Origin of the sequence: Microvirga rosea (assembly GCF_020595095.1) — a bacterium.
Classification (GTDB): domain Bacteria; phylum Pseudomonadota; class Alphaproteobacteria; order Rhizobiales; family Beijerinckiaceae; genus Microvirga; species Microvirga rosea.
The window spans coordinates 504,832-519,285 of the sequence record NZ_JAJDOP010000003.1; the positions used below are offsets into that span (position 1 = coordinate 504,832).

The 14,454-nt window shown below is 64.0% G+C and carries 12 protein-coding genes; 7 read left to right on the top strand and 5 right to left on the bottom strand.

The genetic code is table 11. From position 1 onward, the window contains the following. Positions 1-26 precede the first annotated feature (26 nt). Together LJD17_RS10345 and LJD17_RS10350 are read right to left on the bottom strand one after the other, a co-directional pair. Positions 27-497 (bottom strand): DUF6163 family protein, encoded by a 471-nt coding sequence (locus LJD17_RS10345; RefSeq protein ID WP_227384081.1) that lies wholly within the window; start codon positions 495-497, stop codon positions 27-29. Then, positions 497-1,549, bottom strand: coding sequence for an enoyl-CoA hydratase/isomerase family protein (locus LJD17_RS10350; protein WP_227384082.1), 1,053 nt, complete (start codon positions 1,547-1,549; stop codon positions 497-499). Before LJD17_RS10350 ends, LJD17_RS10345 begins: the two co-directional genes overlap by 1 nt. A gap of 201 nt (positions 1,550-1,750) precedes the next feature. Here LJD17_RS10350 and hemB point away from each other — a divergent pair, with 201 nt between their 5' ends. From hemB to LJD17_RS10375, 5 genes are all read left to right on the top strand, one after another. Beyond that, entirely contained in the window at positions 1,751-2,788 is a 1,038-nt protein-coding gene (hemB, locus tag LJD17_RS10355; protein ID WP_227384083.1) for a porphobilinogen synthase, read from the top strand. Between the two features lie 15 nt (positions 2,789-2,803). Beyond that, complete coding sequence (locus LJD17_RS10360) at positions 2,804-4,159, top strand: branched-chain amino acid ABC transporter permease (RefSeq protein ID WP_227384084.1); 1,356 nt, start codon at positions 2,804-2,806, stop codon at positions 4,157-4,159. A 27-nt stretch (positions 4,160-4,186) separates the two neighbouring features. Next, on the top strand, positions 4,187-5,428 hold the full coding sequence (locus LJD17_RS10365; protein WP_227384085.1) for a threonine ammonia-lyase: 1,242 nt from the start codon (positions 4,187-4,189) through the stop codon (positions 5,426-5,428). A 12-nt stretch (positions 5,429-5,440) separates the two neighbouring features. Continuing rightward, a complete protein-coding gene (locus LJD17_RS10370; protein WP_227384086.1) occupies positions 5,441-5,923 on the top strand; it encodes an RDD family protein in 483 nt (160 codons plus the stop codon). A 123-nt stretch (positions 5,924-6,046) separates the two neighbouring features. Continuing rightward, positions 6,047-6,793, top strand: a complete 747-nt coding sequence (locus LJD17_RS10375; RefSeq protein ID WP_227384087.1) for an arginyltransferase — start codon at positions 6,047-6,049, stop codon at positions 6,791-6,793. 34 nt (positions 6,794-6,827) lie between these two features. Here the strand turns inward: LJD17_RS10375 and LJD17_RS10380 are convergent, their stop codons facing one another. The 3 genes from LJD17_RS10380 to recO form a co-directional block, all read right to left on the bottom strand. Beyond that, positions 6,828-7,085 (bottom strand): hypothetical protein, encoded by a 258-nt coding sequence (locus tag LJD17_RS10380; RefSeq protein WP_227384088.1) that lies wholly within the window; start codon positions 7,083-7,085, stop codon positions 6,828-6,830. Between the two features lie 258 nt (positions 7,086-7,343). After that, a complete protein-coding gene (parC, locus tag LJD17_RS10385; RefSeq protein WP_227384089.1) occupies positions 7,344-9,593 on the bottom strand; it encodes a DNA topoisomerase IV subunit A in 2,250 nt (749 codons plus the stop codon). 65 nt (positions 9,594-9,658) lie between these two features. Further along, on the bottom strand, positions 9,659-10,390 hold the full coding sequence (gene recO / locus LJD17_RS10390; protein WP_227384090.1) for a DNA repair protein RecO: 732 nt from the start codon (positions 10,388-10,390) through the stop codon (positions 9,659-9,661). A 1,165-nt stretch (positions 10,391-11,555) separates the two neighbouring features. On the opposite strand from recO, the gene LJD17_RS10395 reads away from it, so the two are divergent. Continuing rightward, the gene (locus LJD17_RS10395; protein WP_227384091.1) at positions 11,556-12,521 is read left to right on the top strand and encodes an OmpA family protein; all 966 of its coding nucleotides are present in this window, start codon (positions 11,556-11,558) and stop codon (positions 12,519-12,521) included. 177 nt (positions 12,522-12,698) lie between these two features. Then, complete coding sequence (locus LJD17_RS10400) at positions 12,699-14,447, top strand: methyl-accepting chemotaxis protein (RefSeq protein WP_227384092.1); 1,749 nt, start codon at positions 12,699-12,701, stop codon at positions 14,445-14,447. Positions 14,448-14,454: the final 7 nt, after the last annotated feature.

The window sequence follows — 14,454 nt, forward strand, 5'->3', positions numbered from 1 at the left end:
AATCCCGCACAAGGGCCTGCCCTTCCTCAGGATTTTGGCTTCGTGTCCCGCGCCTCGAGCCAGGCCATTCCAAGATATGCGATGGTTAACACGAGGAAAAAAACGAATGTCAGGATGCCGCTGGAGACGATTCCCGGAAAGAAGGCCGCGAGAATCAGATGGCTCATCACGGCGAGGAGCCACATGATTCCGCCCCAGGTGCTCCCCATCCACAGACCGACCGCCGCGATCAGATCGATCAGGGCAAAGTAGATGATCGTCGCCTGATAGCCCATCGACCGGGTTTCGAAATGGCCGACCGGCGTCCACACGCCAAGGATGACTGCCCAGGCGCTGAGGCCCTTCATGATCCAGAGAATCGAGAGCAGCCGCATGTACCAGGTCAGAACGAAGCCCCACCGCAGATTCCCCTGCGCGGCCGGGCGCTCCTCGATTCGGTCCGAGGCAGAGTCCTTGCTCAGATCGAGCGTCCCTTTCTGGGCTGCGGAACGAGGCATCAGGATATCTCCAGTTCACCGGCGCCGAGATTGGCGAAGTACTCGTCGATAGCCGCTTTATCGACCGCGTCCAATGAACTCGGCCGCCAATGCGGCTTTCCGTCCTTGTCGATCAGAGTGGCCCGAACGCCCTCGTAGAAGTCTTGCCCGCCGATGATCCGTGAAACGATACGGAACTCGGTCTTCATGGCGTCGGTGAAGTCGAGCGCCCGGCCGCGCCTGACCTGCTCGAAAGCGATCTTGAGACTGGTGGGTGACTTGGTCCGGATCGCTCCGGCAAGCCCGGCGGCGAAGTCAGAGCCTTCCTGAGCCTTCCGGTCCAGGCGTTCGAGAACGGCCTCGACACTCTCCCCCGAGAAGCAGGAATCGATGAGATCCCGGTGGGCCGTCAAAGGCGCAGCTTCAGAAAAAATAGCTCGGTCCCCCAGGATCTCGTCAACGGGGGCCCCATCACAGAGAGCCTCGCGGAGCTCTTCTATCCGGCCGGATGCCACCGCATGGGTCGCCAGCCCCAACATGACGGCGTCGGCCCGGCGGATCCTCTCGCCGGTCAGCGCGATATACATCCCCGTCGCCCCCGGCAGCCGCGGCAGAGCATAGGTCGCCCCGACATCGGGGAAGAAACCGATTCCGACTTCGGGCATCGCGAACAGGTACCGATCCCCCGCCACGCGATGGCTGCCGTGAAGAGAAACGCCGACGCCTCCCCCCATGACGATCCCGTCGATCAGGGAAACATACGGCTTGCCGTACCGCTTGATGAGGGCGTTGAGCCGGTACTCTTCCCGCCAGAATTCCAGGGCCTCCTCGCGGCGGCCGGCCTTCCCCAGCTCGGTCAGGTGGCGGATGTCACCTCCGGCGCAGAAAGCCTTCTCGCCAGCTCCCGTCACGACGACCCGTGTCACGCCGGGGTCATGCTCCCAGGACTCCAGAGCGCGCATCATCTCGCGGACCATGCCGAGGTTGAGGGCATTCAGGGCGCGGGGCCTGTGAAGGGTGACGAACCCTGCCGCGCCCCTCGTCTCACAGAGAATGTCAGCGTTCTCGTCCATGGCGGGCCGTCTCCGGTTGAGATGTATCGGGGCTTAAAACAAGTGCGGCCACCGCCGTCAATCAAGACACGGGAATCCTAAGCCAAGCAAAGATTCTTGCTGCAACTCTCGCATGCGACGTCGAACCCTTTTTTAGATTTACTCAAATGTGCTAACCCTTTGCCGCTGCCGGCGCGCGAGTCCGGCCCTGGATGAGGACCCATGTCGAAGCTCTCTCGCCTGCATCGCCCCGCTTCTGAGACCGCCATTGCACCCGCCCTGTCGCTGACCCAGCGACCGCGACGCAACCGCAAGGCCGATTGGTCGCGACGACTGGTGCGTGAGAGCGTCCTGACCGTCGACGATCTGATCTGGCCGATTTTCGTGGTCGAGGGAGCAAGCGGACGCGAGGCTGTCCGTTCCATGCCGGGCGTTGATCGGCTCACCGTGCCGGAAGCCGTACGCGAGGCCGAAAAGGCGGCGGCGCTTCGGATTCCCGCCCTCGCCCTCTTCCCCTATACCGATCCGTCCCTGCGTGATCTGACCGGCTCGGAGGCCCTCAACAGCCGCAACTTGGTCTGCCGCGCCGTGCGCGAGATCAAGCGGGCCGTTCCCGAGATCGGCATCATCACCGACGTTGCCCTCGATCCCTACACGAGCCATGGCCATGACGGCATCATGGACGGCGACCGGATCCTCAACGACGAGACCGTCGCCCTCCTCGCCCGGCAGGCCGTGCTTCAGGCGGAGGCAGGCGCCGACATCATCGCCCCCTCCGACATGATGGATGGCCGGGTCGGTGCGATTCGGACGGCGCTCGACGAAGCCGGCTTCCAGGATGTCCAGATCATGGCTTATGCGGCGAAATACGCGTCCGCTTTCTACGGTCCGTTCCGGGACGCCATCGGGACCAGCGCCACCCTGGTGGGCGACAAGCGGACCTATCAGATGGACCCCGCGAATTCCGACGAGGCTCTGCGCGAGGTCGCCCTCGATCTCGACGAGGGCGCCGACATGATCATGGTCAAGCCGGGGCTGCCCTATCTGGACATCGTTCAGCGCGTGAAAGAGACGTTCGCGGTCCCGACCTTCGCCTACCAGGTATCGGGCGAATACGCGATGATCCAGGCTGCGGCTGCCAATGGCTGGCTCGACGGAGAGAAAGCCATGATGGAAAGCCTCCTTGCCTTCAAACGGGCCGGGGCGGACGGTATCCTGACCTACTTCGCCCCGGCGGTCGCCGAGAAACTGAAAGCCTAGGATCCAGATCGGCCCATGGCGCATTTCAGCTTGTTCCGGGCATGGCATATCGGCCTCCTGGGACTCGTTGCGATGCTTCTTTCGGGCTGTGCGCTCTCGGTGGATGCGGAGCAGACCCGCGTCTGCCGAACCGCGCTGCCGGCCCTCAACCCGGGGGCGCGGATCACCGTCAAGCGCGTTGAGCGGGGCACGGGATCGCAGAGCATCATCGTTTTCTATGAAGCCGAGTCTCCCGGGCGACCCATCCTCGACCGCTATGCCATCTGTGGGTTTGCTGGAGAGGGGCTCTCGCCGGACAAGGCGGACCTCACCGCCTTGTCGACCGAGACCGGTCCTCTTTCAGGACCAAGCCTCTATCTGCTCAAGCATTACTATATCGACACTCCGGACGGTGTCGCGGGCGACCCCGGCAGCCCGCCCCTCGCCGAGGTGTCGGAAGTTCCGATGGGGGCGGCCTACACGCTCCAGCAGCTTGCAATCAGCCTTCCCAGAACGGCCATCTATGCCCTTCTGGCCGTGGCCTATGCCCTCGTTTTCGGGCTGAGCGGACGGATCAATCTGGCATTTGGCGAACTGGCCGCCGTGGGTTCGGCCGCGACCGTCTCGGGAGCGTCGCTTGCGATCGCCGCGGGAATCGGCTCGCCGGTGATCGGCCTGACGGCGGGACTCGCGGCGGCCGTCTTTGCGGGTGCGATCCACAGTGCGGCGGGAGGCTTCTTCACCATCGGCCGGATCAAGACCGTCAGCACGCAGCCGAGCCTGATCGCCACGGTCGGCCTCTCCCTTTTCCTGATGGAGTACCTGCGGCTGGTTCAAAGCCCGGTCACCGTTTGGCTGCCTCCGGTGTGGTCGGACCAATGGCCCCTCGCACGCGCGGGCGACTTTCTGGTGACCCTCACCCCGATCTCCATCGTGACGGCGGCCATCGGCCTGTTCGCGGCCCTGAGCCTGATTTGGATCATGAAGGCGACGCCGTTCGGCCTCTCCTGGCGGGCTTACGCCGACGATGCCCGCGCCGCTACGCTGTTCGGCGTGGATGGAAATCGTCTCCTGATCCAGACCCTGGCGCTGGCGGGCGCGATGGCGGGACTTTCAGGCATGCTGATCGTCGCTCAATATGGCGGGCTCGGATTCGCAGGTGGCTTCCAATATGGATTGAAGGCCTTGATCGCTGCCATCGTCGGAGGCATCGGATCCATTCCGGGCGCACTCCTGGGCGGAGTGGCCGTGGGATTGTTCGAAACCCTCTGGTCGGCTTATCTACCGATCGAAGCTCGCGATGTGGCGCTCTATGCAGCCCTGGTGGTGTTTCTGATCTTCCGCCCGGGTGGACTTCTCGGCATGAGGGATCTGACGCCGCGCCCTGTCTGAGCCTGAACAAAAGAACCGGAGGACGCCTTGGCAAACTTTGCCATTTCCATCGACGACGTAAAGAATGCCGCTCAGATCATCAAGGGGCAGGTCCTCCGCACTCCGCTGGTTCCCTCGCCCCGCTTGTCGCAGCTTACGGGCGCCACCGTCTGCGTGAAGCATGAGAACATGCAGCCGACGGGGTCCTTCAAGGAACGCGGGGCGGTTGTGAAGCTGGAAAGCCTCACGGAGGAGGAGCGCCGTCGCGGCGTCATCGCCATGTCGGCAGGCAACCATGCCCAGGCCGTGGCGTACCATGCCCGGCGCCTCGGAATTCCCTCGACGATCATCATGCCCGAGGGCACCCCGTTGGTGAAGGCCGAGAACACCCGGTCGTACGGCGCGCGTGTCGTCCTTCATGGGGAGACTTTGTACGAAGCCGCGGACCGGGCCCGGCAGATCGCCGCCGAGGAGGGCCTCGTCTTCGTCCATCCCTATGACGACCCCAAGGTCATGAGCGGTCAGGGCACCGTGGGTCTTGAGATGCTGGAGGACGCTCCGGACCTCGACCAGATCGTGGTGCCCATCGGCGGCGGCGGCCTCATTTCCGGAATCGCGGTCGCAGCCAAGGCCTTGAAGCCGTCGATCGAGATCGTAGGTGTCGAGGCCGCGCTTTATCCGTCTTTCCAGAACGCCATCCGCCACGAGGATCGCCCGATCGGCGGCGCCACCCTCGCCGAAGGCATCGCCGTGAAAGCGGTCGGACAACTGCCGCTGCCGATCGTGGAGGATCTCGTCTCCGACATCATCCTGGTCGAGGAGCCGATGCTGGAGCGCGCCGTCAATGCCTACGCAACGTTCCAGCGGACCATGGCGGAGGGCGCAGGCGCGGCGGGTCTTGCCGCCATGCTGACGCAGCCGGACCGTTTCAAGGGCAAGCGGGTCGGTCTCGTGCTCTGCGGCGGCAACATCGATGCCCGCATCCTGGCATCCGTCATGGTCCGGGAATTGGAGCGGGACGAGCGCATCACCTCGTTCCGCATCACCTCGAACGACCGTCCGGGCCTTCTCGGCAAGGTCGCGAGCCGCCTCGGCGATCTTGGCGCCAACATTCTCGAAGTCTCCCACGGGCGCCTGTTCCTCGATGTCCCGGCGAAGGGCGTTTCCATCGACATCACTATCGAAACCCGCGACAGACAACATACATGGGAGATATTCGAAGCCTTGGCGGCTGACGGGCTCGCTCCGAAACGGATCGATGCCCATTGCCTGTCGGAGACCGCCTACTGAGAGGAGAAGCCTATGGCCATGCGGCCGGTGCCGACCATCAACCCGACGGCCTATGCCGTCGAGCGCTATGCGACCCACGGCGTCATCAACCGTCGATTCTGGGCTTATCTCATCGACCTCGTGGTCATCGCGTTCTGGTTCATCCTGATCTGGCTCGCCCTGGTCGTCCTGGGACCGATCACTCTCGGCCTCACATGGGTCATCCTCGCGGTCGGACTCCCCCTCGCCGGCCTGACGTTCATCTTCTACAACGCCCTGACCATCGGCGGAACGTCGCAGGCGACCGTCGGAATGCGCGCCATGGGGCTGCGGGTAGTCGATCCCAATACGGGAGCGCCGGTCACGATGCTGGCGGCCGCCGTTCACGCCCTTTTGTTCTATGTGGCGGTCTCGACCTTCCTGCTCTGGGCCTGCGACGTCTTCATGGGCTTCGTGCGCGACGACCGCCGTTTCGTCCGCGATCTTCTGACCGGGATGATGGTTGTCCGCGCATGAGGCCGTTTGCCTGCGGCATTCCGGGCATTTTCGAAAACACCTCTTTTTCTGGACGACTCGGGCACCAATGTTATCCTTGAGCGTTGAGTCAGCGCTCAAGGTTCCTACTGGGGCAATAACAGCTTGACGAGTCAGCCTCGCGACGCACCGCAATTCTATCTCACATCCCCATCCTCATGCCCTTATCTGCCCGGCAAGGAGGAGCGGAAAGTCTTCACCCACATCGTCGGCCGACGAGGCCGGGAGTTGAACGAGATCCTGACGCAGGGTGGCTTCCGCCGTTCCCAGACCATCGCCTATCGTCCGGCTTGCGATGCGTGCCGCGCCTGCGTGTCGGTCCGGGTGATCGTCGACGAGTTCAATCCCTCCGGCAATCTCCGGCGCGTTCTGAGGGACAATGCGGATCTTATCGGCAACGCGATCCCCAACAGACCCTCATCGGAACAATATTCCCTGTTCCGGCGCTACCTGGATGCTCGCCACGCGGATGGCGGCATGGCGGACATGACGGTGCTCGACTATTCGATGATGATCGAGGACAGCCATGTCGATACCCGCATCATCGAGTATCGGCGCCGCGGGATCGACAGCGGGATTACCGGAAAGGGCTCGGGAGACCTCATCGCCGTCTGTCTGACGGACGAGATGAGCGACGGCCTTTCGATGGTCTACTCGTTCTACGACCCCGCCTTGCAGCACCGCAGCCTCGGAACGTTCATCATCCTGGATCATATCGCCCGAGCCAAGGCCATGGGCCTGCCCTATCTGTATCTGGGCTATTGGGTCGAAGGGTCCAAGAAGATGGGTTACAAGGCGCGGTTCAAGCCCCAGGAACGCCTGCTGTCACCCGGATGGGTCCGGGTCGATTAAGCGTTTGTCCGGCTCAGCCCGCGCCTGAACGGCTTCAACCGTTGTCGTTGGAACGTGCGGCGCGGCCCCTCACCCGAGGAGCATAGCGGTGGGCTTTCGACGAGGAGCGGGCCCAAGCCGCCGTGCCGACCGCATCTCCGATGCCGGCCTTGCTTGGCGCAGATGGCTGCAGGGCCTGGGTCCGGTTCAGGACGCGAACGGTCGATTCGGGCGGCACCGTTTGAGCGACCGCCTGCGAAGTCATGAGAACCGGCAGGGCGATAATTCCGGCAAGAACAGACGCACGCATCATGACATTATCCTTCTTGAGGCAAAGCGGGAGCAGGCCCGGCGCGACCGCTCCTGCTGGATGAACGGTCATCGGCCGGCTGCCGGATGAACAAACCTTCCTTATCGGAAAGCGCAGTGGTCCGAGCCCTCCGAATGAAGAGGTCGATGCAATATTTGAACGGTGACGGCCCGATCGCCTTCATCGTTGCAGGTCTGAAGGCCAAACAAAAAGGCGCCCGGACCAGGCCGGGCGCCTCTGACTTCTGATAGGTTTTGCGGCTCAGTCCCCGAATTTGTTGCTCTTCGGGAAGCCCTTCGGCGGGAGGCGTCCCGCCTCTGCCCGGTTGGCGATCCAATCGCGCAGGTCCTCCTTGGCGACCGTCCAGGTCCGACCTGCGGTGTCCTTCCAGGTCAATCCTTCCTTCAGCTTGAAGACTTTGGCATCGGAAACGCCTCCATCCTTGTATCGCTGGAGGCGCACGCCCTTGCCGCGGGTCATTTCCGGCACCTGCTTCGCGGAAAAGATCAGGAGTTTGCGGTTTTCACCGATGATGGCGATGTGATCGCCCTCACCTTCGGCGCACACCACGGCTTGTGCCGGGGCATCCAGATTGAGGATCTGCTTGCCCTTGCGGGTATTCGCCGTCACGTCGTCCGTCGGAGCGATAAAGCCGCGTCCATCGGACCCGACCACCAGGAGCTTCGCGCCGGGCCGGTACGGGAACGCAGCGATGAAGTCCGCCCCCTCCTCGAGGTCGACCATGAGGCGAATGGGATCGCCGAAGCCGCGTCCTCCGGGAAGCTTCGACGCTTCCAGGGTGAAGAAGCGCCCATTAGTCGCCACGACGATGATCTTCGACGTCGTTTCCGCGAAGAAGGCGGTCTTGAGGGCATCGTCCCCCTTGAACTGCACGGCCGACAGATCGGCCACGTGTCCCTTCATGGCGCGGATCCAGCCCTTTTGGGACACAATCACCGTGATGGGCTCGCGTTCGACCATGGCTTCCGCGAAGTCGATATCGGACGTGTCGGGCGCCCGGTCGAAAGTCGTCCGGCGCTTGCCGAGAGGCGTGTCCGGCCCGAAGGTCTTGCGGACTTCCTTGATCTCGGCGGTGACCGTCTTCCACTGCACCTTTTCGGAGCCGAGCAGGTTCTCGATCTTGGCCTTCTCGTCCTGAAGGGCCTTCTGCTCGCGCTTGAGTTCCATCTCCTCAAGTTTGCGCAGCGAGCGCAGCCGTGTGTCGAGAATAGCGTTGGCCTGGATCTCGGTGAGCTTGAAGACGCGCATCAGCTCCTGCTTCGGCTCGTCCTCCTCGCGGATGATTTTGATCACCCGGTCGAGATCGAGATAAACGATGAGCAGGCCGCCGAGAATTTCGAGGCGCCGGTCGATGGCGGCGAGCCGGAAGCTGGAGCGGCGGATCAACACCTCGCGGCGATGATCGAGCCATTCGCGGAGGCACTCGGCGAGGCCGAGCACCTTCGGCACCTTGCCCCCAGCCAGCACATTCACGTTCATCGGGATACGGCTTTCAAGCTCCGTGAGCTTGAAAAGCGATTCCATCAGGATGATCGGATCGACCGTCCGAGCGCGCGGTTCGAGGACGACCCGGACATCCTCGGCCGACTCGTCGCGCACATCGGCCAGAAGCGGAAGCTTCTTTTCTTGAAGCAGCTCGGCGATCTTCTCGATCAGCCGCGATTTTGGGACGGAATAGGGAATTTCCGTGATGATGATCTGCCAATTGCCGCGCCCGAGATCTTCCTTCTTCCACCGGGCGCGCACCCGGAAGCCGCCGCGGCCCGTGCGATAGGTCTCCGCGATGGATTCCGGCGTGTCCACGACGATGCCGCCGGTGGGAAAATCCGGGCCCTTCACGAATTGCCCGACCAGCTCCTCGGACGATGTCTTGGGATGGGCGATCAGATGGAGAGCCGCGTCGCAAAGCTCGGCGGCATTGTGGGGCGGGATCGAAGTCGCCATGCCGACGGCGATGCCCTGCGACCCGTTGGCCAAGAGGTTCGGAAAGGCGGCCGGAAGAACGACAGGTTCCTCATTCGCTTGGTCGTAGGTTTCCCGGAAGTCGACGGCGTCCTCGTCGATCCCCTCCAGCAACAGGCGGGCGACCTCGGTCAGGCGCGCTTCCGTATAGCGCATGGCGGCGGCGTTATCGCCGTCGATGTTGCCGAAATTGCCCTGGCCTTCCGCGAGAGGATAGCGCTGGGCGAAATCCTGGGCCATGCGCACGAGGGCATCGTAGATCGATTGGTCCCCGTGCGGATGATACTGGCCCATCACGTCGCCGACGATGCGGGCGCATTTCTTCGGCGCCGAGCGCGGATCGAGCCGCAGGAGGCGCATGGCATGCAGGATCCGCCGGTGAACCGGCTTCAGGCCGTCCCGCGCGTCCGGGAGCGCCCGGTGCATAATGGTGGACAGCGCGTAGGCGAGATATCGCTCTTCCAGCGCATCCTTCAGATGAATGGTTTCAATCTCGCCGCCTGTGGGCGGATTGACGGGCTTACCCATGTGTCACAGTCCCCTGAAACGAATCAGTTCTTCTGGTTTGAAATGAGAACATAACAGAAACAAACCTAATCGTCCTCCACGGTCGCCAAGGTGACGAACCGCGCCCGCTCCTCGGGAGCCGACTGCCCCCGCGGTTCGAAGACGTTCTGATGCAGGAAGAAATCCGTCAGTGCAAATCCGTCCCGGATATCCGATCCGGCCGGGCGGTTGGACCGCGTCTGGCCGATCAGAAAGCCGGGCAGGCGGAGAAGACGATCCTTGTAGGCCTCTCCGGCGGCGGCGCTGACCGCCCGCCCGCTCTTCGGGGAAACATAAATCAGGTTGTCCCGGCCGCCGGTCGCCGCGCAGGACGTCAGGTCGAGCCCGAAGCCGAGCTCCGCCAGCATGGCGACCTCGAACCGCACGAAGAGGGCTGGAGCAAGGTGAGGATCGTCCAGGTGATCGACCAGCACCTCCAGGGTCTCGTAGAGCGCCTGGTGTGGATCCCGTTCAGGCAGGCAGCGCAGCAGGTGCGCCAATGTCGCAAGGCCGTAAAGAGCGAGGGGCGAGCCGATCAGCTGCGCGGCCCGGAGGTCGAGGCCCTCGACCTGGAAGGTCCCAAGATGCTCGTCGAGCCGCGCCCGCCATGTCGCCTGGATGGTATTTCCAGGCTGCAGGACAGGCTGCAGGGATTTCGAGCGCCCTCCATGGACGAGGCCGAGATGCCGCCCGTGCTCACGCGTCATCACCTCAAGGATGACGCTTGATTCACCGTGCTTGCGCACGCCGAGCACGATGCCCTCGTCGGTCCATTGCATGGGCCAGTTCGCTTCCGAAACGCGAGATTTCCAAGGTATCTTAGATAGGGATCCGAGAGCCGATCTACCAGTCTTTTCAAGAACATCGTCACATTTTTTCGCAAGCCTGACAGGAAGCTTGGCTGCAGGAAAATGGAACCGAATCCCGCCATCGGGACTTCCGTCCATCAACGCACAATAACCATGAAACGGGACCATGAAGTTAACCTCACTGCTTCTCGCCGGCACGGCCCTGCCGTTCATCGCCCTGTCCGCAACGGCTTTGCCCTCGCCGCAAGCTCCCCTCGTTCTGGCTCAGGCCTCCCCGGGCGAGGCGCCGCCGCGCGTCCGTCCGGCTCCTGATCAGCCCGACGCGGGCGATGTCGCGCCCCAGCGGCGCGGCCCCGCAGGTCGAGACCGTGGCCCCGGCGCGGCCGGAGAAGAGTCACCGCGCCCGCCGCAGGATAGAGCCGGGCCGCGCCCGGTCCGTCCCGCCGCTCCGGCTGAAGCCCCCGATGCGCCGCCCGCTGCGCGACCCGCGCCCCCCGCCGTTGCTCCCTCGCCGCAGCCCGGGCGCCCGCCGGCGGCCCAGGAGCGTCCCTCGGGCCCTGACCGGCGCCCGGCACAGGCCGATGAGCCCACCGCCCCAGGAGGCGGACCACGGCGCGGCGCGCCTGGCGGCCCGGAGGAACGGCGTCCGGACCAGCCGCAACGGCCACAGCCCCCCGCTCAACAGCGGAATGCGCCCACCCCGGCGGACGGTTCGCGTCGGCCGCCTCCTGCGGCGGAACAACCCACGCCTATGCCCCCCGCCTCTCGGAGCACTCCCCCCGCTGCCCCTTCCCAGCAACCGGCAGCCCGCCCGACGCCGACCGCACCGAGCCAAGGTGTGGAAACCAGTCCAACCCAACAGAGGGCACCGGCTCCCACACCACCAGCACCTAGCACCTCGGCTCCAAGTCCTTCGGCTCCAAGTACTTTGGCTCCAAGTACGTCGGCTCCAAGCACAGTGGCGCCGCAACGGTCCTTGGCCCCCGCCCCTGCGCAACCTCCGAGTGCCGCTCCGGCGCCGTCCGCCGCTCCGCCTGCCCCGGCGCAAGCGGCACCAACTCAGTTAGCACCGACGCAAGTCGCGCCGACCCAGCCGCTCGTCGCACCGGCGCAGCCGTCGGCAGGTCCCGCAGGGATGCGCCGTCCGACGGATCGCGACGTGCAGAGCTTCGACGCATTTCAGCAGGGTCGCATCGACGAGCTTCGTCAGCAGCGGCGTGAGCGCACGGAGGAAGGCGGCCGCCGGATCATCATCGAGGAACCGGGCGACCGTACGATCATCCGCGAGGGTGACCGCGTAATCATCCGGCATGATGAAACGGATCGCTTCCGGCGCACCTATCGGGATGCCGACGTGCGGCAGGAACGGCGTGGTTCCGAGGATGTCACCATCGTCCGGCGGCCGGATGGCTCTGAAATCATCACGATACGGGACGAGAACGGCAACCTGATCCGCCGCGTGCGGCGCGAATCGGCCGGCCGTGAGGTGGTTCTCATCGAGAACCAGCGCGGACGGCGGAGCGGGGGTTATTTCGTGGAAGACGTTGTGCGACTGCCCCCGCCGGTCGTGACAATTCCCCGCGAAGAATACATCGTCGACGTGGAGGACGCGTCGGAGGACGAACTCGTCGAAGCGTTTACGGCCCCGCCCGTGGACCGTATCGAGCGGGCCTACACTCTCGACGAGATCCGTCAGAGTGAACCGTTGCGCGAACGCATGCGCCGGGTCGACCTCGATACGGTCACGTTCGATACCGGGTCCTGGTCCCTGCCCGAGGCTCAGATCGGAGCGATGACCGGTATTGCTCAGGCCATTCAACGCGCCCTGTCCCGAAACCCGAACGAAATCTTCCTCGTTGAGGGTCACACGGATGCGGTAGGCGCGGATGAGGACAATCTCACCTTGTCCGACCGGCGCGCCGAAACCGTCGCGACTCTCATGACGCAACGCTTCGGCATTCCGGCTGAAAATCTCACCACACAAGGGTACGGCGAGCAGTACCTGAAGGTGAATACGCAAGGGCCCGAGCGCCAGAACCGGCGTGTGACGATCCGCCGAATTACACCTCTGCTCCAAGGCCAGAACCAGGCGCCACAATAAGGCGTCCGACTTTACGGATCTGTCATGGATTTCGCCCGGTCCTCCTCCCCAGGACCGGGCGAAATCATGAATTCTCAGGAGTAAAATCCAACTATTCGAAAGAAAATCGGTCGTTCTTCATTATTTAACCTTTTGATCTGACCTTAGGTTAACGCCATCAGTAATGAGAACTTTACGATGCTTGGCCTTCTGCGACGCGCGCCGCAACCGGTCACGCCAGACACGGACCTTCCATTGGAGGCTCCGCCTGTCACGCACCTCGATGGAAATCAAGGCAAGCTGGAGACGGAGGCGGTCGACGCGCTCGAGGGGGACGTTCTCAAAGCGATCTCCGGCGTCACCAGGGCCATTGCCGAGGCGGCCTCCGACGTAACCGCCGTTGAGCGTGACCTGGCGTCCATCCGCTCGCATCTCGGAGAGCTTGCCGCATCGGGCCAGTCCGCTTCGGCGGAAACCGTTTCGCTGGCCTCGTCCACCGAACGGCTCGCCGCGACTTCAGCGGAGATCGGCCGGGCCATGGATCGGGCCAGCGGTCGCATCGGCGATGCGGTCCATGCGGCGCAGAAAGCCAGCGAATTGATCGGGCAGCTTTCCGCCGCGACGGCGGAAATCGTCGGCATTGTCGACACCATTTCGGCAGTTGCCCGACAGACCAATCTGCTCGCGCTCAATGCTACCATCGAAGCCGCTCGAGCCGGGGAGGCTGGCCGGGGCTTTGCGGTGGTCGCCGGAGAGGTGAAGGCCCTGTCCGTAGAGACCGGCAATGCGGCGGATGACATTCGTCAACGGATCGCCCGCCTTCGCGACACGGCAGGCGCCTCGACGGCGGCCGTGATGGAGATCGCGAACGTCGTGCAGGACGTACAACCCGTCTTCGACACGGTCCGGGAGGCCGTGGGCGAGCAGGACGCCGCGATCAGCGAGGTCACACGCTTGGCAAGTTCCGCCTCCGGCAGCGTGAGCCAGGTGAGCGAGCGGGCGGCCGAAGTCGACCGCATCACTCTCGACGCCAGCGATCTCGCGCACCGGGCCGATATCGCCACGAAAGCCGCCGACAGCCTCGCGAAGGCCCTTGGAGAGCGGTTCATCACCGCCGTGCGCCAGAGCGAAATCGGCGACCGCCGCCAGTCCGATCGGTTCCCGGTCGATCGCGCGGTTTCCGTCCTCACCAAAGGACGCCACTTCCCGTCACGCAGTATCGATGTGAGCACGGGAGGTATTCTGCTCGCGCGCATTCCCGACATGCCGATGGAGCCCGGCCTCCAGGCGGAGCTCGACATTCGTGGGATCGGCAGGGCTTCGGTCCGCGTGGTGGCGACAAGCCCCATGGGGCATCACTGTTCCTTCGACGCGCTTTCCGCAGACAACCGCGCAAGGATTGACCGCTTCATCGGAGAAGTCGAGGCGAGCTACCGCCCGCGCATCATGCTGGCCCAGGAAACGGCCGCCAAGATCGAAGACTTGATCGCCAAGGCGCTCGCGGATCGGCGCCTCTCCCGCGAAGCCGTATTCGACACGGATTACCGCGCCATCGCCGGTACAAATCCTCTCCAGTACGAGACCACGTATCTGTCCGTCTTCGAGCGGCTGCTTCCGCCGGTACTCGAGCCGGTGCTCGCCTCCGATCCGAAGATGGCGTTCTGCCTCGCGATCGACCGCAACGGCTATATCCCGGTCCATAACAAGGTCTATTCCCAGCCACAGCGGCCGGACGACCCGGTATGGAACGCCGCGAATTCACGCAACAAGCGCATCTTCGACGATCGCGCCGGAATCACGGCGGCACGCTCGACCCGTCCCTTCGTCGTCCAGGCTTATGCCCGCGACATGGGCGGCGGAAATATCGTCATGATGCAGGAGGTCGATGCACCGATCCGCGTGCTCGGACGGCACTGGGGCGGGTTGCGGACTGCCTATCGGCTTTGAAACGGGC

Excerpts from the sequence above, each read along its gene's own strand:
- LJD17_RS10345 (WP_227384081.1), bottom strand. The coding sequence starts at position 497 with ATGCCTCGTTCCGCAGCCCAGAAAGGGACGCTCGATCTGAGCAAGGAC.
- LJD17_RS10350 (WP_227384082.1), bottom strand. The coding sequence starts at position 1,549 with ATGGACGAGAACGCTGACATTCTCTGTGAGACGAGGGGCGCGGCAGGG.
- hemB (WP_227384083.1), top strand. The coding sequence starts at position 1,751 with ATGTCGAAGCTCTCTCGCCTGCATCGCCCCGCTTCTGAGACCGCCATT.
- LJD17_RS10360 (WP_227384084.1), top strand. The coding sequence starts at position 2,804 with ATGGCGCATTTCAGCTTGTTCCGGGCATGGCATATCGGCCTCCTGGGA.
- LJD17_RS10370 (WP_227384086.1), top strand. The coding sequence starts at position 5,441 with ATGGCCATGCGGCCGGTGCCGACCATCAACCCGACGGCCTATGCCGTC.
- LJD17_RS10380 (WP_227384088.1), bottom strand. The coding sequence starts at position 7,085 with ATGATGCGTGCGTCTGTTCTTGCCGGAATTATCGCCCTGCCGGTTCTC.
- parC (WP_227384089.1), bottom strand. The coding sequence starts at position 9,593 with ATGGGTAAGCCCGTCAATCCGCCCACAGGCGGCGAGATTGAAACCATT.
- recO (WP_227384090.1), bottom strand. The coding sequence starts at position 10,390 with ATGCAATGGACCGACGAGGGCATCGTGCTCGGCGTGCGCAAGCACGGT.
- LJD17_RS10395 (WP_227384091.1), top strand. The coding sequence starts at position 11,556 with ATGCGCCGTCCGACGGATCGCGACGTGCAGAGCTTCGACGCATTTCAG.
- LJD17_RS10400 (WP_227384092.1), top strand. The coding sequence starts at position 12,699 with ATGCTTGGCCTTCTGCGACGCGCGCCGCAACCGGTCACGCCAGACACG.